The organism is Pantanalinema rosaneae CENA516, from assembly GCF_050753385.1.
GTDB lineage: Bacteria > Cyanobacteriota > Cyanobacteriia > Leptolyngbyales > Leptolyngbyaceae > Pantanalinema > Pantanalinema rosaneae.
This window is the reverse complement of sequence record NZ_JBLZFZ010000006.1, coordinates 13,386-34,773: the sequence shown is the minus strand read 5'-3', so window position 1 is coordinate 34,773 and position 21,388 is coordinate 13,386. Positions and strand designations below refer to the sequence as shown.

17 protein-coding genes are annotated in these 21,388 nt (G+C 50.1%); 8 read left to right on the top strand and 9 right to left on the bottom strand.

The features are described from left to right. Positions 1-50 precede the first annotated feature (50 nt). Complete coding sequence (locus ACN4EK_RS04690) at positions 51-425, bottom strand: group I truncated hemoglobin (RefSeq protein ID WP_431656330.1); 375 nt, start codon at positions 423-425, stop codon at positions 51-53. A 384-nt stretch (positions 426-809) separates the two neighbouring features. On the opposite strand from ACN4EK_RS04690, the gene ACN4EK_RS04685 reads away from it, so the two are divergent. Then, positions 810-1,343, top strand: a complete 534-nt coding sequence (locus tag ACN4EK_RS04685) for a dihydrofolate reductase family protein (RefSeq protein WP_431656329.1) — start codon at positions 810-812, stop codon at positions 1,341-1,343. An 86-nt stretch (positions 1,344-1,429) separates the two neighbouring features. Here the strand turns inward: ACN4EK_RS04685 and ACN4EK_RS04680 are convergent, their stop codons facing one another. After that, entirely contained in the window at positions 1,430-1,726 is a 297-nt protein-coding gene (locus ACN4EK_RS04680) for a hypothetical protein (protein ID WP_431656328.1), read from the bottom strand. Between the two features lie 176 nt (positions 1,727-1,902). On the opposite strand from ACN4EK_RS04680, the gene ACN4EK_RS04675 reads away from it, so the two are divergent. Beyond that, positions 1,903-2,781 (top strand): HaeIII family restriction endonuclease, encoded by an 879-nt coding sequence (locus tag ACN4EK_RS04675; RefSeq protein ID WP_431656327.1) that lies wholly within the window; start codon positions 1,903-1,905, stop codon positions 2,779-2,781. A 30-nt stretch (positions 2,782-2,811) separates the two neighbouring features. Here the strand turns inward: ACN4EK_RS04675 and ACN4EK_RS04670 are convergent, their stop codons facing one another. After that, the gene (locus tag ACN4EK_RS04670) at positions 2,812-3,888 is read right to left on the bottom strand and encodes a DNA cytosine methyltransferase (protein ID WP_431656326.1); all 1,077 of its coding nucleotides are present in this window, start codon (positions 3,886-3,888) and stop codon (positions 2,812-2,814) included. A 153-nt stretch (positions 3,889-4,041) separates the two neighbouring features. On the opposite strand from ACN4EK_RS04670, the gene ACN4EK_RS04665 reads away from it, so the two are divergent. After that, positions 4,042-4,272 carry a hypothetical protein gene (locus ACN4EK_RS04665; protein WP_431656325.1) on the top strand — a complete coding sequence of 77 codons (231 nt, stop codon included), beginning with the start codon at positions 4,042-4,044 and terminating at the stop codon, positions 4,270-4,272. A 43-nt stretch (positions 4,273-4,315) separates the two neighbouring features. On the opposite strand, the gene ACN4EK_RS04660 is transcribed toward ACN4EK_RS04665, so the two are convergent. Continuing rightward, on the bottom strand, positions 4,316-5,707 hold the full coding sequence (locus ACN4EK_RS04660) for an NAD-dependent succinate-semialdehyde dehydrogenase (RefSeq protein ID WP_431656324.1): 1,392 nt from the start codon (positions 5,705-5,707) through the stop codon (positions 4,316-4,318). Positions 5,708-5,954: 247 nt separating this feature from the next. Between ACN4EK_RS04660 and ACN4EK_RS04655 the strand changes: the two genes are divergently transcribed. After that, positions 5,955-7,610: a DUF3747 domain-containing protein gene (locus ACN4EK_RS04655; protein ID WP_431656323.1), complete on the top strand. Its 1,656-nt coding sequence runs from the start codon at positions 5,955-5,957 to the stop codon at positions 7,608-7,610. 131 nt (positions 7,611-7,741) lie between these two features. Here the strand turns inward: ACN4EK_RS04655 and ftsH3 are convergent, their stop codons facing one another. The 3 genes from ftsH3 to rpaB form a co-directional block, all read right to left on the bottom strand. Beyond that, entirely contained in the window at positions 7,742-9,577 is a 1,836-nt protein-coding gene (gene ftsH3 / locus ACN4EK_RS04650) for an ATP-dependent zinc metalloprotease FtsH3 (RefSeq protein WP_431656322.1), read from the bottom strand. A 199-nt stretch (positions 9,578-9,776) separates the two neighbouring features. After that, on the bottom strand, positions 9,777-10,943 hold the full coding sequence (locus tag ACN4EK_RS04645; RefSeq protein ID WP_431656321.1) for a cysteine desulfurase family protein: 1,167 nt from the start codon (positions 10,941-10,943) through the stop codon (positions 9,777-9,779). Positions 10,944-11,020: 77 nt separating this feature from the next. Beyond that, positions 11,021-11,758: a response regulator transcription factor RpaB gene (rpaB, locus tag ACN4EK_RS04640; protein WP_431656320.1), complete on the bottom strand. Its 738-nt coding sequence runs from the start codon at positions 11,756-11,758 to the stop codon at positions 11,021-11,023. A gap of 444 nt (positions 11,759-12,202) precedes the next feature. Between rpaB and radA the strand changes: the two genes are divergently transcribed. Then, complete coding sequence (radA, locus tag ACN4EK_RS04635; RefSeq protein ID WP_431656319.1) at positions 12,203-13,681, top strand: DNA repair protein RadA; 1,479 nt, start codon at positions 12,203-12,205, stop codon at positions 13,679-13,681. A gap of 126 nt (positions 13,682-13,807) precedes the next feature. Next, positions 13,808-17,350, top strand: a complete 3,543-nt coding sequence (locus ACN4EK_RS04630; protein WP_431656318.1) for an O-linked N-acetylglucosamine transferase family protein — start codon at positions 13,808-13,810, stop codon at positions 17,348-17,350. Here ACN4EK_RS04630 and ACN4EK_RS04625 read toward each other — a convergent pair. Further along, a complete protein-coding gene (locus ACN4EK_RS04625) occupies positions 17,347-18,093 on the bottom strand; it encodes a creatininase family protein (RefSeq protein ID WP_431656317.1) in 747 nt (248 codons plus the stop codon). The two genes, ACN4EK_RS04630 and ACN4EK_RS04625, sit on opposite strands and share 4 nt — an antisense overlap. 595 nt (positions 18,094-18,688) lie before the next feature. On the opposite strand from ACN4EK_RS04625, the gene ACN4EK_RS04620 reads away from it, so the two are divergent. After that, the gene (locus ACN4EK_RS04620; protein ID WP_431656316.1) at positions 18,689-19,003 is read left to right on the top strand and encodes a DUF6679 family protein; all 315 of its coding nucleotides are present in this window, start codon (positions 18,689-18,691) and stop codon (positions 19,001-19,003) included. A gap of 109 nt (positions 19,004-19,112) precedes the next feature. Here the strand turns inward: ACN4EK_RS04620 and ACN4EK_RS04615 are convergent, their stop codons facing one another. Next, positions 19,113-19,412 carry a hypothetical protein gene (locus tag ACN4EK_RS04615; RefSeq protein ID WP_431656315.1) on the bottom strand — a complete coding sequence of 100 codons (300 nt, stop codon included), beginning with the start codon at positions 19,410-19,412 and terminating at the stop codon, positions 19,113-19,115. A gap of 498 nt (positions 19,413-19,910) precedes the next feature. Between ACN4EK_RS04615 and ACN4EK_RS04610 the strand changes: the two genes are divergently transcribed. Next, positions 19,911-21,338, top strand: coding sequence for an HlyD family type I secretion periplasmic adaptor subunit (locus tag ACN4EK_RS04610; RefSeq protein ID WP_431656314.1), 1,428 nt, complete (start codon positions 19,911-19,913; stop codon positions 21,336-21,338). Positions 21,339-21,388 lie beyond the last annotated feature (50 nt).

The following is a 21,388-nucleotide window of genomic DNA, read 5'->3' as shown; positions in this document are numbered from 1 at the left end:
ATCATAGTTACAAGGGTAATGAACATAATCGTCTTGAGAAGACGACCAGACTACTGATTCAACACATCTCGTTTATGTTCAGGGGCAGCCGCAACAGCCGCGACTTCGGCAATCAATTCATCCGAAACTCCTAGTTCTTTCAACGTTGCCACCAAATTTTCGGCGACTGCATCAAAGTGTTCCCCCTTCAACCCCATATCCTCAACTACATGTTTATGAGCGGCTCTCATCGTCTTACCGTCATAATGGGCAGCACCACCGAAGGCATAGGTGAGAAAGGCTTTCTGATGTTCACGTTGCCTATGCATATCCACATTGTTGAAAAAATGTTTGATGCGACTATCATTTAATACTCGGTCATAGAATCGATCCACAGCCGCCTCGACAGCATCTTTCCCACCTAATTTCTCATACAAGGTACTCATATTTTTCTCTCACAACCCTATTAAGTTAATCCAAATACTCTACTCACTTATTATCTTTCGGAGCCAGTGTTTTCCCTGGAAAAGTAAAAATAAATTATTACTTGTAAGACACAATAATTAAACTAGAACTAACGTTCTATCACGAACTAATATATAGCAATAGAAGTAAATTAAGCAGTGAGGATAACGAGATAAGAGTTTAATGAAACCCGATCGCTCAATACATTGATTGAATAGCCATTACAAGAGCAGCTTCAGCTAAACATCATTTTGGATGGTTGGGTAGTGGCGTGAACAGATTCAAACAGTTGTCCGATCGGGCGAAGTAAACGATGAATTTCGCCTGTTAAGGTAATCACCAGTGGACGATCGGAGTTCGATGCTGTGGTTACAATTGTTTATTACGTGGCGATCAGCCTGGATGGCTATATTGCGACTCCGGATGGTGGAATTGATTGGTTGCCCCCACTTGATTCAGAGAGCGAAGATTTTGGTTATGCCGAGTTCTATGCCCCGATCGATGGTCTAATCATGGGTCGTCATACTTACGAAAAGGTGTTGGAGTTGGGTGAATGGATGTATCCTGATAAACCCTGTTGGGTTTGCTCCCACCAACCAGTAGAGATCGAGCGATCGGAAGTGATTCTGACCGATAAAAGCCCGGGTGAAATTGCAGCAGAGCTAGAGGCCCAACAACTCAAGCGGGTATGGTTAGTCGGTGGTGGGCAACTGGCATCGTCTTTTAGACGCGAAGGATTGATTTCAGAATATATCATTGCCGTCATTCCAGTGATCTTGGGTGAAGGCATCCCATTCTTAGCACCATCGCCACCTCAGGAAACCCTGCGATTAGTTGACTGTAAATCCTACGATCAGGGTGCAGTGTTGTTGCACTATGTTAGCGATCGCGCTCTTTAATCTATTTACATTTACAAGTAGCTTTTTTGATCAAATCACATCAATTAAACCAGCGATTGATCACTCTAGTAGACATTAAACCAACATCAATAAATTAAACCAGAGGCTAATTCACGCGTAATCAAAATTTGAAATTTGCCAGCAGGAATGCTGCTATTAAGACGGCGCACAAACAAATGATAGGTTCCTGTCTGTGAATGAATATCACGTTCTAGAGCCACGATCGGCGCATCAGTTTGAGCACTCGTTTCTAGATCACTACAGGTATCCAGCAAAACAGCAACAACTTGATGATCAACTGTCCCGCCCATTGCTCGTTCTACCAGCGCGATCGCCTGATCCTGTAAGCGGTGTTGCAGTTCGGTTCTAGGATCAGCATCCATACCATTTCCACCTCCCAATGGGGTATCTCTGTTGATATTCTAAAAGTGAAATTGAGGCAATGAGTCATTCTATCGATTGAAAATCGAGCATTTCATTCTGAGTTATGACGATAACTTGTTATCATGCAGCGACTGCTATAGTCGTGGGCAGATAAACCATTTCGTCAGAAGCCACTATGGAAAGTAACTTAGTCAATACTTCTAATCAATATGGTAGGGCTTTAGAATATGCGATCGTGGCAGAAATGCTGCAACATTTACCCAACCAAGTGAAACTGACACCTCGTGCCCTGAAGGATCAGCAAAGAGATGCTATACATTATGACAACCTGCCAACAGCAACACAACAAAATTATAGACAGTGTGCAGTTCAGGTAGTAGCTTGGTTGCAGCAAAATTTCTCGATTTCTAATTATTTGCTTACCGTCGATCGGCTACCTGATCATGCTTCTAAACAAGGAGATGTCACCGATATCCGAATTCATTATGCTCAATCTAGCGTTAACCTATCGATTAAGCACAACCATACTGCACTAAAACATCAGCGCCCAGCTTCTACTGCTCAACACTGTGGATTTGCTAGAAAAAGTTCAGAAGATATAGCTTTTAGAACAGCCTATAAAAATACAACACAAAGTTTTTTAATGATGGCGCAAGGAACTTTCAAATTTTGCGATATAGATCAACGGATAATATTTGAGCACCTATACATTCCTATTTGCGATCTTGTTGCCAATTTTATTCATCAAAATGGTTCTCAGACAGCCAGCGCTTCCCATTTATTTAGTTTTTTGGTTGGAAGAACAGATTTTTACAAACTAATCTTTCAGGAAAGAAGTAAACTCTTGGTTGTGGAAGAATTCAGTCAATTAACTATACCAGAATCTGTCATAGCTCAAGCTCAGAAGAACTATGTTTATCTCAAGTTCTCAAACGCCTGGGAAATATCTATGCGCTTGCATACTGCTTCTAGCCGCATTAGCAATAATCCTAGCCTAAAATTTGATACCCAGCCCAGTCAGGTTGTCGTACCGAGACAAAGCTTCAATGTGTAAAAACAAAGTTTGTTATTTTTCACTTTTGATTCAGGAAAAGTTGAGAGATAACTGCTTTAAACATCTCGCTCCAATTTGTTTATTCTCAGCACTATTCACACCCTCACCAGTTTGACTAAACAAGTCATAATAAATAGTTTTTCCTAAAATTTCCCCAAAGTTTACAGGGACAGCATTACCAATCATTTTGTAGGCGGCGGCTAGATTTTCATAAGCAAAAACAAAATCATCTGGAAATGTTTGAATTCTGGCACACTCGCGTACAGATAAACGTCTATATGGATAAGGAGAGTCAGGATCGAAAATCCATTGATCCTTACCGACATGAATCATGGGATTTGCCTGGGGATGGATAGGGGCATGGCGACCTCCGGCTTGAATTGTAAACGAGGGTTCGTGCCAAGAGCGGACTCGATTCCGGGACATATACATGGAAGAAAATCCACCTGTCATATATTCATGGTTCGCGATCGCACAATTAGCTCCATTTGTTTTAGTTTTAGCGATCGCGGGTAACGCCGAGTCTCGGATATCCCAAATTGCATCTTTGAGAGTTAGTGGAGGTAGATTTGCAGGTAAAGAATGAAATGAGAAGCGCTTGCCTAAATCAATGTGATAACCCATAAAAATCACGCGTTTGCGATCTTGCGGCACGTTATAGTGCATGGCATTGAGTAGTTTAAAGGCAACCGTATAACCCACCTCTTCAAATGCCGCGACGATATCTCCGACCACTTTCTGGTGCTTTTTGTGCAGCATTCCCGAGACATTTTCAGCTAGGAAAAATAAGGGCTGTTTATCCTTCAAAACCCGCACATACTCTAGAAACAGCTTGCCGCGATCGTCTTCAATCCCGCGTTGAATTCCCGCTTCACTCCAACTTTGGCAGGGTGGACCACCAATAATGCCAACACAATCAGGAATTTCGTCAGACGCGATCGTTCTTATATCTCGTCGATCGAGCACCGTACGCGGGTGATTACGCTCATAGGTTCGCCAAATATCTTTGTCATACTCGTTTGCCCAAATCACGTTAAAGCCAGCTTGTTGGAAGCCTAAATCCAGACCTCCACACCCTGCAAATAACGCAACTACATTTTCTGGCATAAACTTTTGCTGACCAAGGATGACAACAGAATTGAGGCTTTTACTATACCTCAACTCGCTATAATCAATAATATTTAGCTAATTAGCTAATTGTCAAGCTAGCTACTTGACTGAAGTATACTAAAGCAAAGCTAACCTGTTGCTAGAGCATCAATGGCGCAAACTCAACGTAAGCCTGTATACATTCAGCCAGAGCACCATGAAATTCTCAGGCGAATCGCGTTTGAACAACGTTGTAATTTATCTGATGTTTTAGATGCAGTGTTGGAACAGACGAACTGGGAGGAAGTCACCAAACAAGCAAACCGCAAACCATTGCAGAGAGCAGCCGAACGCAGTAGTACATACAAAGTTCAGCCAACTGAATCTGAGCCTGATCATTAGAGGCTCAGCCAGGTTGCTAAAGCATAGCCAACAGTTGGAATAGTTATTTAATCCAGACGGTTTTAACATTGACAAATTCATGAATGCCCTGAATGCTGAGTTCGCGCCCAAAGCCCGATCGCTTAATGCCACCAAAGGGTAAGCGCGGGTCGGATTTGACCATCCCGTTAATAAAGACGGCTCCCGCCTCAATCCCATTAATTAACTGTTCTTGTTCCGCTGGATCGGTTGTCCAGGCACTTGCCCCCAGACCAAACGGAATGTGATTGGCAAGGTAAATGGCTTCCTCGATATCGGCAAACCGGAACAGCATGGCAACTGGTCCAAAAAACTCTTCCCGCGCTACTGGCGCACCAGCCGGAATATCCGTCAGGATCGTCGGTGGATAGTAGTTCCCGACTCCATCCAACGGTTGCCCCCCGATCGCCAATCGCGCCCCCTGTTGCACAGCGGCTTGCACCTGCTGATGAATCTCATCCCGAATTTTTGCCGTGGCTAAGGGGCCGATATCGGTATCTGGCAGCATCGGATCACCCATTTTCAAGGCTTTATATTTTTCGATCAGGCGGTGTTCAAATTCATCCGCGATCGAGTTCGCGACAATAAACCGTTTTGCCGCAATACAGGACTGCCCATTATTCAGCATCCGCGCCGTGACGGCGGTAGATATGGCAGCATCTAAATCCGCACTGGGCATGACCACAAATGGATCACTGCCGCCCAATTCCAGTACCACTTTTTTGATTTGTTGTCCGGCGGCAACCGCTAAACTGGCTCCAGCGGGTTCACTGCCCGTCAGGGTCGCCGCTTTGATGCGATCGTCTGCCATTAAGCCAGCAATTTTGTCGGCACCAATCAGTAAAGTTTGAAATACCCCATTGGGAAAACCAGCCTGGTGAAAAATTTCCTCGATCGCCAGGGCACATTGGGGCACATTCGAGGCATGTTTCAGCAACCCCACATTGCCTGCCATCAACGCCGGAGCCGCAAACCGAAACACTTGCCAAAACGGAAAATTCCACGGCATGACCGCCAGCACCGCTCCCAGAGGTTGATAGCGGACAAAACTGCGACTGGCATCGCTTTCACCTGGCAGATCAGCCAAAAACTGAGCCGCATTCTCGGCATAAAAGCGGCAAACCCAGGCACATTTTTCCACTTCCCCGATCGCGGATTTCAGGGTTTTACCCATTTCCAGCGTCATTATTTTGCCGAAGGTTTCCTTCTGCTCTTCCAAAACTTGAGCCGCCGCATTCATCCACTGCGATCGCTGCTCAAAGGAAGTAAATCGATACTGTTCAAAGGCTCGTTGCGCCAGTGCCAACTTGGTTTCTAGTTCTGCATCAGTCAGTGGTTCAAAGGTCTTGATCGTTTCACCCGTAGCTGGATTAATCGTCGCGATCGCCATAGCTACCCTCTCTTCATTCCAGAACATCTAACGCCCTCTGCTTGCATTCTAGACACTGAGACTCTGTGCCATGCCAAACGCAAGTATTTTGTTACTCAGGCTTGCGAAACTATAATTCCTAATTACAAAAAATTGAGAAAGCTGAGAGCCCGCATTCCCAGCCCTTCAGTCATTTAGTCAGATAGACTTTCCAGCACCAGATCTCATTTCATCCTGACCAGTCACCCGATGCCGTGAATTGGTTCGACAGTCACGACAGTCTTCTCACACCACCATGAACCTTGCATCTCGCTGGCGGTTAGCCACTCTAACAGCATTAGGTCTTTGTGTTCCCACGATCGCTAGTCCAGTCCAAGCCGCCCAGTTTAGTCAGGGAGAGGTGAACCAAAATCGCCTGATTGCGATCGCTGCCCCGATCGGCAGTGGCACCTCTCATCAGTTGCTAATTCTGGAACAATTGAACAATAGTCGTTCCTGTTGGCAGGAAACTGGCGCTAATCCGACCCAGGTTGATCCACTATTATTAAATTTCGACTTCACCAATATTTGTAGTCGCAGCACCGATAGTAATGGCTATTCGGTACGGGTTGGCAATCAGGATTTAGGCTGGCGTTATAGTCTGCGGATTGTCAAGCAGCAGGGCAATATGGTGCTGATGGCAGTCCCCAATACCGATCGCAGTCAGCCTGCCCTGGAAATTGGCAAAACCAATGGCATGACAAACGGCTTTGCCAAAATTACTCTGAATCCCGGTTGGCGCTTTACCCGGCGGGTTTACAACGGTCAAATGGTCGGTCATGTCTATCTGACCAACGATCAGCCCTTGACGACTCTGAATACGATCGCCGCCCGACCTACCCCCTCACTTCCAGCCATACCCACCGCCACCCCACCCGTAGTTCAATCCCAACCGGGGAAGCAGCCCTCTCGTCCAATCCAGCCAAATCCGGTCGTCTCTAGTCAGTCATCCTCTATGCCAGCCTCCCGCCCAACTGCCAATCCACCCGTGGCAGCAACTCCCACCCCACGTCCAACGGCAGCCCCGGCGCAGAATAGTATTGTGGTTCCCACTCTCCCGGTCGGTTCAGTCGCCCCTGTGGCTCCTGCGGTGCCAGTTTCCCAGTCTTCTACTCGCACCAACCCATCAAGCAATGCCTCACTGGTTGCCGCTTTACCAACGAATCAGTCCGGTGGTGCGATCGACTACTTGCCAAATCTGGATAGTGCCGCTCCTAACAACCTACCCGAACTGACAGCATCCGCCACGGTCAGTCGTCGCTATTCCCTGTGGTCAACCTATTACTATGTCCATCGTGCCCAGCACACACCCAACGGACAACCCCTGTTGGATCTGTCCGGTAATGATTTAGGAGTGAGATTATCTAGCCGCGATTGGTGTGGAGCCGCTGTTGAGGGTACGGTACAGGTGATCCACAATCAGCAAATCGTCGGCACTTACAACTATGCGGGACGGGGTGGCAAGGAACAGGTGGATTGTTCCCCGTATTACTCGGCGCTGAAAGATATTCGAGCGACTAATCAAGTCCGGTTTCGTCCCACCAGTAATCCCTATGGCGATGGCGTGAGTGGACTGAGACTCGTGCCCTATCGCACGATCGCCGTTGACCGTAATTTGATTCCGATTGGATCTGTGATCTACATTCCTGCCGCTCGGGGCACTGTTGTCACCTTACCTTCAGGGCAACGTGTCACCCATGATGGCTATTTCTATGCCGCCGATGTCGGTGGGGCAATTGAAGGCAATCACATTGATGTGTTTTTAGGCATTGCGGAGCAAAATCCCTTCCGGTTTGTCACCAGTTCCCCCCGAGGCACCTTTGAGGCGTACTTAGTCAATGATCCCCAAATTCAGCAAACCTTAGCTTCACTGCACCGCTCAGGGCGATCGGTGGCATCGAATCCGCGATAAAGGGTCGATCAACCACCAATCTTGCATGGTAAAAGGCGGAGCTTGCCCAACCTCTGATTGCAATCAAAAAGGTGACAAACCCCGCCCTATAGTGAATCTGGGATTGATGTTATCCCAGATTTTTTATGGTTTTAAGCGATCGAAGCTACTTTGACATCATTAGTTGCCAGTAGCTCTTGCAGTTCTTCCGAATCCACCGTTTCCTTCTCAACCAGCAGGTCGGCTAGTTGATCCAGGACATGACGGTTGTTCACTAGAACCGCTTTGGCTCGGCGGTAGGCTTGTTCCACCAGGTTCCGCACTTCATCATCGATCGTGGCAGCCGTTTCTTCCGAGAAATCGCGTTCGGCGGCAATATCCCGACCCAGGAACATGTTGCCTTGCTGACGACCGAGCGCCACTGGCCCTAAGCGATCGCTCATGCCAAACCGAGTCACCATCTGCCGAGCTACCCGAGCCACTTGTTGTAAGTCGTTCGAGGCTCCCGTGGTGACTTCTTCCTCACCGAAGATCAGTTCTTCCGCAATCCGACCACCGAGGGCAACCGCCATCTGATTTTGCAAATAGGAGCGGGAGTACAAGCCAGAATCCATCCGGTCTTCGCTAGGTGTGAACCAGGTTAGACCACCGGCACGACCACGGGGAATAATGCTGATTTTTTGCACTGGATCGTAGTCCGGCATCAACGCACCGACTAGAGCATGACCCGCTTCGTGGTAAGCCACTAACGTCTTCCGCTTTTCGCTCATCACCCGATCTTTCTTCTCGGGACCGGCCAGGACACGATCGATCGCATCATTGACTTCATCCATCGAGATTTCGGTCAGGTTCCGGCGAGCCGCTAAAATGGCGGCTTCGTTCAGCAGGTTAGACAGATCGGCTCCGGTGAATCCGGGAGTCCGACGGGCAATCCGCTCTAGATCCACATCTTTCGCTAAGGTCTTGCCACGGGCATGAACCCGGAGAATTTCCAACCGTCCGGCATAATCGGGACGATCGACCACCACCTGGCGATCGAAGCGACCGGGACGGAGCAATGCCGCATCCAAGACATCGGGACGGTTAGTAGCGGCAATGATGATAATGCCGGTGTTACCTTCAAACCCATCCATTTCGGTAAGTAACTGGTTCAGGGTTTGCTCCCGTTCATCGTTACCACCACCCAGACCCGCGCCCCGTTGCCGACCCACGGCATCAATTTCATCAATAAAGACGATACAGGGAGCGTTGGCTTTGGCTTGTTCAAACAGGTCGCGGACGCGGGAAGCACCCACCCCAACAAACATCTCCACAAATTCCGAACCGGAAATCGAGAAGAAGGGTACACCAGCTTCACCCGCTACCGCCCGAGCCAGCAGAGTTTTACCTGTTCCAGGAGGCCCAACCAGTAGCACCCCTTTGGGAATCTTGGCACCCACGGCAGTGAAGCGATCGGCGTTTTTGAGGAAATCAACCACTTCATTCAATTCCAGTTTTGCCTGGTCAATGCCTGCTACATCGCCAAACGTCACTTGGGTTTGGGGTTCCATTTGCACTCTGGCTTTGGACTTACCAAAGTTCATGGCTTGGCTACCCGGACCACTCTGGGCACGTCGCAGCAGGAAGAACAAACCAACCAGCAGCAAAATCGGGAAGAACAGGCTGCTTAATGCCTTAAACCAGAAGCCATCATCCTGAGGTGGAATGACGGAGATATCTACTCCATTCTTGGTCAGAGTATTAATTAGCTCTGAGTCATCGGGTAGATTCACAATCCCATAGCCGTTGCCCTGCTGCACTCTGGCAATGCTGCGATCGGCACTGATTTGAACTTTGTTAATCTTATTTTCCTGAACTTGTTGCAGGAAATCGCTGTAGCGCAGTTTCTCTTGTCGGCTTTGAGGCTTATCAAAAAACGCTGTTGCCATCGAAATCACCACGATCGCAAGCAGGGTATAAAGCCCGATGTTTCTCCACCGCTTATTCACTGGGGTCTGTCCTCCTATATCAGGGTGCGGAGATATCTACAATTCTATCTATGTTAACTAATATTAACTTATCTGAGAATTGTGTGGGATCTCCCCTCAGAACTCTATTCACTTCCTCCATGATATTGCGCCCAGTTGGAAGCGGGGGGTGGGGAGAGGGGGAAGATGAGGAAGATGGGGTGGATAGGAAGAGGACGGGTTAGACGCTGGAGAGGACGGGTTGGGGTTGCAGGCGTTCCAGTACCTGCTTTAAGACCATTGCCGTCCAGTCAATGTCGGCGGCAGTGGTGAAGCGACCTAAGGTGAAGCGAATTCCTGCCGTTGCCACCCGATCGCTGTAGCCCATCGCTTGCAAAATCGGACTGGGGGTAATTTTGCCACTGCGACAGGCGGCTCCGGCACTAATGCCAATGCCAGCCAGGTTCATTTGGCGAACCAGAGCTTTACCATTCAGAATTTCCCCATCGGCATGGCTGAGACAAAAACTGACATGGTGCGGTAAGCGCTGCCAGCGATCGCCCGTCGGCACTAATTCTGGGACATCTGCCAGTTGCTCAAATAAGCGATCGCGCAATTGGATCAGTCGGGGGGTTTCTGTGGTCATTTCCTGAGCCGCTAATTCGGCGGCAACCCCAAATCCGGCGATCGCGGGTAATGCCTGAGTGCCCGAGCGCCACCGCGATTCCTGACCGCCACCACTCAGTAGAGGTAAGAGAGACACACCGGGACGAATGTAGAGTGCCCCGGCTCCTTGCGGGCCATACAGTTTATGACTGGATAGGGAGAGCAGATCAACTGGGAGTTGCTGCACATCGATCGGCAAGCGTCCGGCGACCTGGACGGCATCGGTATGAAATAAGGTGCCATGCTCATGGGCGATTGCCACCAGTTCGGGAATGGCTTGGAGCGTACCCACTTCACTTTGACCGTAAATAATTGAGACCAATACGGTATCTGGCTGTAAGGTGGTACGCAGGTCAAGGGGATTAATCCGACCCTGGCGATCGACGGGCAAGCGAGTCACACGCCAACCCCATTGTTCGAGTAAGCGGACAGGTTCGGCGATCGCGGAGTGTTCAATGCTAGAAATGACCAAATGTTGAGGCGTGGAATATTGCCGCACGACTCCCATGACTGCCAGGTTATCGGCTTCCGTCCCCCCGGCGGTAAACACGATCGCTTCGGCTGGAGCGTTAATCAATCGCGCAACCTGTACCCTCGCCCGTTCTAACACGGTTGCCGCCCGTTGCCCCCAGGTATGGAGGCTAGAGGGATTCCCCCACTGTTCCGTCAGCGCAGACTGCATTGCTGCGATCGCTTCGGGTCGAGTGGGAGTAGTGGCGCTGTAATCCAGATAAATTTGCATGAGCTGCAAGCAGATGGCATTCTTAAGTCCTTATTCAGAATAGCCTCTGCCAAGATGTTCTGGAGAGAGGGAGCAGGTTAAGCTTTTTCGGTTTCCCCCGGTTCAATAATCCGTTGGAACAGATAGCCAGTGCCCCGAGCGGTGAGAATTAGCTCCGGGTTACTAGGGTCATCTTCCAACTTTGCCCGTAGTCGCGAAATATGCACATCCACCACCCGAGTATCGACATGCCGCTCCGGTGTGTAGCCCCAAACTTCCTGAAGAATTTCGGAGCGAGAGAAGGCTTCCCCCGATCGACTGACAAGTAATTCCAGGAGGCTAAACTCCATGCCAGTCAGCCGAATCCGTTCATCACCCTTGTAGACCTGACGTTTGTTAGTATCAATGCGGATGTTGTTAATGTGGATCACGCCGGAACTGGGAATGCCCGAAGTCCCCGTTTTTTCGACCCGCCGCAGAACTGAGCGAATTCGCGCTTCCAGTTCCTTGGGGGAGAAGGGCTTAACGACATAATCATCAGCGCCCAGTTCTAATCCGGTGATGCGATCGGCCACATCTCCCAAAGCCGTTAGCATAATAATCGGCACATCCGACTCTTTTCGCAGTTCCTGGCAGACTCCGTAGCCATCCAACTTAGGCATCATGACATCCAGAACCACCAGATCCGGATCCGCACTACGAAATGTATCCAGCGCTTCTTCGCCATCCGCCGCAGTAACAACGTCATATCCAATCATTGAAAGACGAGTTTCCAGAATCCGCCGGATACTCGCTTCGTCATCAACGACCAGAATTTTTTCCTTGTGGTTTTCCAATTTGATCCACTCCTAATTGATGCAAGCCTTAAGAGGATTTTTATGTTTAAATTTTCGTACTTTATCATTAAAGATAGTACCCCATTTAACAGTCTTGAGAGCGCGAAAATTCTCCTTTGAACAATCCTTTAATTTTTTTTAAGCTTCGTTTGAGTGTTAGCGTTTAGCGATCTACGAATGCGTTTGGATCTCCTGTCCCAGGCATTAGCAATTTTTCGTTTCCCATCTTGCAACCGTACCCCATGATCACTAAATCAGTGATTAGGAAATAACCCTGCTCCTATGGATTGATTAGCACCCTAATTTAATTGTGAATTTAGTCTCAGGTGGCGAAAGGTGGTTTCTACGGATATTTTTCACCGCTGATTCGCTGATGGGAGTTCAGTTGATTTCATGCCTCGATCGACTGCCGCCTTGCCTCTTAACTTATTTGCATCCTGAAATATGCCAAAACCACGATCGCTGTATGTTTGTCACCAATGTGGGGCAGAGTTTTCGCAATACTTCGGAAAATGTCCTGCCTGTGCTGCCTGGAATACGCTAGAAGAACAGGTTGCCCCCGCCGCAACCGCCGCTGCTGCTGTGCGATCGGGCGCTACGGCAACGGTAGCATCTCGTTCCAGTAAACGCGCGACTTCCCGCCCAACTACTGCCCAAGCCAAAGCCTCCCTCACCCTCGCCCAAATTTCAGATCATCCTCAAACCCGCTTACCGTCAGGGTATACCGAACTCGATCGCGTTTTAGGCGGAGGCATTGTTCCCGGTTCCCTGGTGTTGATTGGCGGCGATCCGGGCATTGGTAAATCGACCCTGCTGTTACAAACGGCCAGTCGCCTTGCCCAAAATCATCGAATTCTCTACGTTTGTGCCGAAGAATCGGGGCAACAGGTGAAACTGCGATCGCAGCGATTGGGAGTCACCCCTAAAGACACCACGACTCCGGGCAGCGATGCCGATCTTTATCTATTGCCAGAGATTGATCTGGATACGATTTTGGCGGAACTGGAAGCGTTGCAGCCGCAGGTAGCGGTGATTGATAGTATTCAGGCGCTCTATTTTAGTGCCTTAACTTCGGCTCCGGGGTCGGTGGCTCAGGTGCGGGAATGTACCTCTGTATTAATGCAGTTTGCCAAACGCCAGAATATTACCTTATTTATTGTGGGGCATGTGACTAAGGAAGGGGCGATCGCGGGGCCGAAGGTGCTGGAACATTTAGTGGATACGGTGCTGTACTTTGAGGGCGATCGATTTGCCAGTCACCGTTTACTGCGATCGGTGAAAAATCGGTTTGGCGCGACCCATGAGATTGGGGTGTTTGAAATGGTGGATCAGGGACTTCAGGAAGTGCTGAACCCATCGGAGTTATTTCTTGGCAATCGGGAAGAGGTGTCCTCTGGTAGTGCGACGATCGTTGCCTGTGAAGGCACTCGCCCGATCGTCGTGGAATTGCAGGCACTCGTCAGCCCTACCAGTTACAGTTCCCCCCGGCGATCGACGACGGGAATTGAATATAATCGCTTACTGCAAATTCTGGCGGTGCTAGAAAAACGGGTCGGCATTCCGTTATCGAAGCTGGATGCCTATGTGGCTTCCTCTGGCGGCTTGAGTGTCGGTGAACCGGCTGCCGATCTGGGAGTCGCGGTGTCTGTGGTGGCTAGCTTCCGCGATCGCGTCGTTAATCCCCGCTTAGTGCTAATTGGAGAAGTCGGCTTAGGCGGACAGGTGCGACCCGTCTCCCAGATGGAATTGCGCCTGAAGGAAGCCGCCAAACTGGGATTTAAACAGGCGATCGTGCCTAAAGGGCATAGCCTATCCGATGTTGGGATTGAAGTGATTCCAGTGGCGCGGGTGGTGGATGCGATCGCGATCGCCCTGACCAGTAGTAAAACAGCAGAAACCGAAGCCCCTGCTAGCGAGGATTAGGACGACTGAGCTGGTTTGTCGATCGGTGGCGGCAAGCATCCAGGGCATTAAATTGTCTGGGGGAACCGATAGCAATTCTTCCTGGCTTGGGCAAGATGAAGGAAGATGTTTTTTTCTGGCTCCCCCATGGACGTTCAAACGTTTGCCCAGCATTTGCCCTCACTGTATCACCACTGGGAATCGGCTGAGATTCAACCTGTGTCCGATCGCTTCCAGGTGGTTTTGGAGCAACTGGGAGGAGCCACCCCCGCCGTCATGCAGTTGTTGAATGCGGCTGTGGGTTCTCTGGCAGTAGGGGAACTGTATTGTGAAATTGGCTGTTTAGCTGGCACTCATCTGATTGGGGCATTGTTAGACCACCCGGAACAAATGGCGTATGCCGTAGAAAGTCCAGCGCGAGTGAGCGAAGAGGAGATCGGCGATCGCCTGCTGGAACACTTATCGGCGTTTGGGATGCAGGAGCAGGTATTCTTCTGTTGCCAGGATACCGAAGAATTTTTTGCGGATCTGCAAGCCGCCGAGTTAGCCGATCGGATTGGCGTGTATTTCTACAATGGAGCCGCCGACTATCGATCGATCTTAATGGGACTGTTACAGGTTCAGCCGTTTCTGGGCGATCGGGCGTTGATGGTGATTGGGCAGGCAGACTCCTTCCTGGTGCGGCAGGCAACCCGGGACTTTTTAGCCACGCACCCGCAGGCACAATTGTTATTCGATCTATCCGCCCCTCAATTGGAGCATACCGCCTTTGGCTATGGGGTGTTGGTACTCGGTTGGGATGCCGTCAGCGATCGCCCATCTGCCAGCCCTGACCTGCCCCTACAATCCCATCCAGTGGTGATGGAAGCCATGCACACCCTGGAACTGCAACAACGGGCGTTGTATATCGAATCCCTCCGGCAAGAAGCCACCGCCGCATTGGGAGAAGGACGCTTTGATGCCGCCGAACACCACTACCGAATGCTCCTGCCCTACGATGGCTACAACCCAGATGTGTGGCAAAATCTGGGCATGTTGTATCACTTGATGGGGCGGCATGAGGAGGCGCTGAATGCCTTAGAAATTTCGCTCCAACTTGCCCCCGAAAATCCCGTAGCGCTACATGTTAGTGGACTGTCATTAGAACACCTGAACCGAGATCCCGACGCTGAAACCGCCTTTCGGCAAGCCCTGAAGCTTAATCCCGTCTATGTGGATAGCTTAATTAGCCTGGGTGAGTTACTCAGTCAACTCGATCGCGGCGAGGAAGCCGCCGACTTATTCCAGCAAGCGATCGCCACTGCCCCGCAGCAATCAGCAGGCTATGTCGGGTTAGGCAAGTTGCGACTGAAGCAGGGAGAGCCAGAAGCCGCCATTCCCGAGTTGCTGCAAGCGGTCAAACTTAGTCCGAATCACGTCAAAGCATGGCAAAGCTTGGAGGCAGCCTATCGTGCGATCGGTAAATCCGACAAAGCCCAACTGTGTACAGTCTACAATCTGGCGTATCAAAGCCAGCATCAGAAAGCCGTTGAAGCGTTTCTGGAAGTGTTTACGATCGACCAGCTTGATACCTACAACGATTGCCTGCTGCTGTATAACTGTTTCTTCCAGTGCGGCATGGTGCCGGAAGCAATCCAAATTGTGGAACGGGCGGCGACCTTACGACCCGAGGATCAGTTTCTCCAACTTGCGCCTAATTTTGTTCTCCCCGCCATTTATCAGGATGCGGCAGAGATGGCGGCAGCCTACGATCGCTATCGGACGGCCTATCAAACCTTAGAACAACTGGTTTCCAGGGCAGAAACAGAATCCACACCCCTGAATGTGAAGGCCGTTGAGAACTTTACTAACTTTTATCTGGCATACCAGGGCAAGGGCGATCGCGATATTTATGCCTGCTACGGTAAGATGCTGCATCGCGTTGCCACAGAGCGCTACCCCGGCTTGCGGCTACCGGCTCCTTTACCGCCCCTGAGTCCGAACGGCAAAATTCGGATTGGCTACATTGCGGAATCCCTTGGCAATAATAGCGATACTCGCTGGGCAATTGGGTGGCTAAAAAACCACGATCGCAGCCAGTTTGAAATCTACTGTTACAGCGTGGAGGCAACGACTGACCTGCGGGCCCAACAATTCCGGTTACTCAGTGATGCGTTCTATCATTTGCCCGATAACCTGGATGCCATTTGTGATCGTATTTTGGCAGACCAACCCCATATTCTGGTGTTTCTGGCTTTAGGAAATCGGGTGAAGATTAACACGATCGCGGCACTGCGGCTGGCTCCGATTCAATGTAGTGCCTGGGGGCATCCGGTCACGTCGGGCTTACCGACGATCGATTACTACCTGTCCGGCGATCTAATGGAACCGGAGAATGCCCAGGAACACTATACGGAGGAGCTAGTCCGCCTACCCAATATTGGCCTGTCCTATCCCCGACCCCAGTTACCCGCACCCAGCAAAACTCGGGCTGATTTGGGACTCCCTGAGGATGCGGTGCTCTATTTATCCTGCCAGTTGGTGTTTAAATACTTGCCACAGCACGACTATCTGTTTCCCGCCCTTGTGCAGCGTGTGCCCCAGGCGAAACTGGTGTTTGTGATTCGCTCGACCTTCACGAACCAAATCAATCCCACCTTAGAACGTCAGTTCCATCAACGGTTAGAACAAGCCTTTGCCACGGCTGGCTTAAACATGGCAGATCACTGTATTTTTCTACCGGGTCAGGATTTATCCGGCTATGTTAGTTTGCTGACCTGTGTAGACGTGTTTTTGGATACGATCGGATTTTCGGGCGGACACACGACCTTTGATGCCATTACCTGTAACCTACCGATCGTGTCCTGTGCTGGCGAGGTCATGCGGGGTCGGCAATCCTATGCGGCGTTGACCATGTTGGGTGTAACGGACACGATCGCTAACAGTGAGGCGGAATACCTGAATCTGGCAGTGCGGCTGGGACTGGAACCTGCTTGGCGACAGGATATTGCGCAACGGATGGCAACCAGCCAAGCAAACCTGTTTGATGATACTGCCTGTGTCCAGGGGCTAGAAGCGTTTTACCAACAGGCAGTCGCCACTCGATTAGCGGCAACCCCGTCAATTTTTGGCGATCGTTCACCGGATACCAAAGCCGTGTTACACGTGGGCTGTGGTCCCTATTATCCCGAGGGACTACCACCCAAATTCCGCACTCCGGAGTGGCGGGAAGTCCGGCTCGACATCAATCCGGCGGTGCGACCGGATATTATTGGCTCGATTACCGATCTGAGTGCCGTTCCCGATCAAGCGGTAGAGGCAGTCTATTCATCCCACAATCTGGAACATGTTTATGCCCATGAAGTGCCGATCGCGCTGGCGGAGTTTTTCCGAGTCTTGAAACCCGGTGGCATTGCCGTCATTACGCTACCGGATATCCAAAAGGTGGCGGAGTATATCGCACAGGGCAATTTAGAGTCATCCCTTTATGTGTCTGCTGCCGGACCGATCGCGGCGATCGATATTCTGTATGGGTTAAGACCGGCGATCGAGAGTGGCAATCATTTTATGGCGCACCGCACCGCCTTTACTGGAGACAGCTTGAGTCAAAAACTTCAGGAGGCAGGGTTTGACAAGGTGGAGATTAATAAGGAAGAACTCAATCTATGGGCAGTTGCTCATAAGGCAACCCTTGACTCAGAATCTCCTTAGTCAGCCGCCAGAAATTCTAGATAGCTACTGCTTAAATCCTTCACCGCCAGTTGATAAAATTCCTTGCCATGCTCTGGAGTCGCCAACGCAGGATTCGATCCCATGCGACCATCGGGATAGCGGCGACGAAAATCGGCGGCTCCATAAATCCGGTGTTCTTTGGAGACTTCCGGACTGAGGGCGGCTCGCTTAATTGCCTCCGGATAGACATACTGAGTTACGGCAACTTCGCTGGGGGTGGCATGGGAACCTTCCTGGTCGGCATAGAGTTCCTTTGCCAACTTATAGACAGAGGGACACATATACCAGTTGTTTACCTGGCAGCGCACCTGATCCGCCTGGGGTAAATTTAAGTCCGCTAAGGTAGCATACACCTCCGAAAATGCCGCCTTCAGGGTCGCGACATTACCCCCATGCCCATTAATAAAGAAGAAATGGGTAAACCCAACCTTTGCCAGCGACACAATATAGTCCCGAATCACCAAAATCAAGGTACTGGGACGGAGGCTGATGCTACCCGGAAAGGCAGTATGATGCAGTGCCATGCCCACATTAATGGTAGGAGCCACTAACCCGTGGATGGCATCCCCCACTCCCCGCGCGATCGCTTCGGCACAAATCGCATCGGTGCCAATCAATCCAGTCGGACCATGTTGTTCCGTCGAACCGATCGGGAGAATAATGCCCTGGGATTGCGCCAGGTAAGCTTCCACTTCCATCCAGGTACTTAAATGCAGTTGCATAGTGACTCGCTTGCATAAACAATGGAGCTAGCCGCCCTAAGTATGCTTTCCGCCATCTCCTGCCAGCAGTCTAACGAATTCCAGTGATGACTGCGGTAGGAGTATGAGCAAATTCTAAATTTTGCCCTTCCGCAATTCAGTGGACTCTCAGGTGACTTAACAACCGTTAGAATAGTTGGTAGAATCCGATACTTAAGCAGCGTGTTAGATTTTACTACCCACTTGCTGTTCGTTCACTCGCTCTTAACAGTTTCGAGCTAACACTTTCTGAACGTCCTAGCGTTGCCTAGAATAATGATCCTAATGCCAATTTTTTCGTTCCGCAGGCACTCCCGAGCTAATCCTCGCGGCTCCATCAGCGCTACAGTCCTCAGCCGAAAATTTTGTCGAGATGCCGCCCGAACCCCGATCGCAGGATGTGCGCCCCCTGGTCAAGTGGGGTGGGGGAACGGGCATAACTTACTAACTACAAGCGGTGCCATTCCCAGGTTCATGCGTTGACCCACAGATTCCGCTGGGAACTCTGAGGGGAAGACCTCCATGTTGGACTGCCGATTTCCAAAGTTTTTGCAACTATTGTTCAGGAGAAGCAACCATGCTACACCGCAAGATCTATCAACTCTGCTGTGACGGTCGTGAAGTCTGGATCTTCTTGCGGGATCAGCAACGCTGGATCGAACGCGCACGCATTCTAGATATTGAAGGTGATTTAGTCACGGTTCGCTATGAGATGGAGGAGGAAGATGAAATTTCTTCCTGGGAAGAAATGATTCGCCTGGAAAGTATCGGAGCGGTGATGCAAAAACTTGCCTCTGTACCGAAGGGCAACTTTGAACCCGCGATCGCGGAGGATTGCCCAGAAGCAGAACAGATTTTTAATAACCGCTATCCCGAATCAAATGCGGATTAAGGTTGGTGATTTGACCCGTTCACGGCACTCGTAAACATATCAATCACAACAGGGATAGGCTGAGAACACTTGCCTATCCCTGATTTCGTTTAAATCCATCGTAAAGATGTTAGTGAGCGCGTTCGGCAGAGTAGAGCGATTTGGTCGCTTCATAATCCGGACAACCGATCGCCGCTTCTGTCAACGCGGTGGAGGGATGCACCGTACATTTAAGATGATAATCACTCGTAAAAAACTGACAGTTCGCACAGGGAATCTGGTGCATTTGCTGCGTCCGCAGAGCGGTATCGCGTACCGCCGACCACAGGCTCCAAACCGTGATGAGCACAATTACCCAGGCAGAGAGAAAGCACAATGGCACAATAACCGCTTGCACAATTTGAATTAGGAAATGCAATAGTTGAAACACGGTGACTAGCGTTAGGATCGGGAAACAATACCAGGGTAGGTGATGTCGATCGCAAATGATTTACCCTACGATCGCAGTTTTGATTAAGAATTTTGACGAAAAATTGCCGATCTTTTACCGAGCCAAGATCTTGATTAAGTTAAGCAAGTTTTTATCACAACTATCTAGTTTATGGGCAATTTAAAGCCAGAACTTCCAACTATAGATTGAGAAACCGTGATTTATCCCTCGCTCTCACAGCCGAATAACTGACATTGTTCCTACGGAATTTTCTGGTTTAGGATCACAAACTAAATAACCTGAGCAACTGCAACCTTTTACCTGTACGGGCGCAGCATACCCTTCGGGAAGCAAGCTATGGCAGAGATTTCTGGAACAATGGCAAGAGTTTTTTACCGAATGCCACGCCCCTACGTAAGGAATTACAGCTGATTAAATTTGCGATCCTTAGCCATCTGCCCTCTCAATTGCCCATCATTCTGATTCCAGGTTTTGTCCATGAAAGTCTCCATTTCCAACACTCCGGCCCAATCTCGACAAACCAAACAGCGATTAGCCTCCCCCGAAGAATCACTGACCTACGAACTGGGTAAAGCGGTTCAAGAACTGCCGCCCCTGTATACCCGCCTACTAGCTGGTGCGATTAGTGTGCTGGTATTTGGCTCGATCGCCTGGGCATACTACAGCAAAGTGGATGAAGTCGCTGTCGCCCAGGGAGAACTGATTCCCTCCAATCAAGTTCGTCCAATTCGGGCACTGAGCGCTGGCTCCATTCAAGTGATTAACGTCAAGGAAGGGGATGCCGTTCAAAAAGGACAGGTTCTGATTGAAATGGATGCGGGGGTGTCGCAAGCGGAGGTGAACCGGTTAGAACAATCGGCTAAATTGATCCGCGAAGATATTGCCCGTTTACAGGCAGAACGTACCGGCGGCAGTCAAACTGGCACCGTTCTGCAAGACCAATTGTTAGCCGCTCGCCTACGGGAATTCGACAACAAACGGGCTGCCGCGATCGCCGATGCGAACCGGGAACTAGCCGCGATCAGTGAAGGGAATGCGCGACTAGAACGACTCCAGGAAAACTTGAATAATGCCCGGGCTGACTTAAGTAACGCCCAGGATTTGCTTGCCAATGCCCAGGAGCGCCTGAGAAATTTAAGCACATTGGAAAATACGGGCGCTGTGCCCAATGTGGAAGTGATTCGGGCAAAAGACGAGGTAGCCAGTTCCAGAAGCCGCTTAAACGAAGCTCAGGACAAAATCGCGACTCTAGAGAAAGAATATACAGCACAACAGGAAAAAATTCGGCAATCGCAGCAATCCTATCAATCCGCTTTAAGCACTGCCGAAGGGTTAAGTTCACAACGCAGCAGCGAAGTGTTATCGCAGTTAGCCAAACGGCAGGAAGAATTAACCTCGATCGAAGGGCAACTGAGCCAGGCCAAGAAACAACGGGAACGGGAAACCCTGGAATCTCCCTATTCGGGAACGGTATATAACCTGAAAGCGACACGCGGGCCAGCCCAACCGGGGGAAGAGCTGATGTCTGTGTTGCCCCAGGGAGAAAATGTGATTCTGGAAGTGAAGGTATTGAACCGGGATATTGGATTTATTCGGACTGGGCAACGGGTGAAAGTGAAATTAGCCACCTTCCCCTTCCAGGAGTTTGGCATTGTCGATGGTGAAGTGGTAAAAGTCAGCCCCAACGCGATCGTGGAACGCGATGAAAACGGACAATCTATGGGACCTGTGTTCCTGACGCAGGTACGCCTGAAGCAAGGCAGCTTGAATGTGCATGGCAAGGAAGTGGAATTGACTCCAGGCATGGCCGCTACTGGCGAAATTGTCACTCGCCAGAAATCCGTTCTCACATTCCTGGTCGAACCGGTAACCCGCCGCTTTAGTGAAGCCTTCTCGGTGCGGTAGAGCGTCAGTATCAGGATTGTAGTCGTCCTCACCCTCGCCCATAGGAGCTA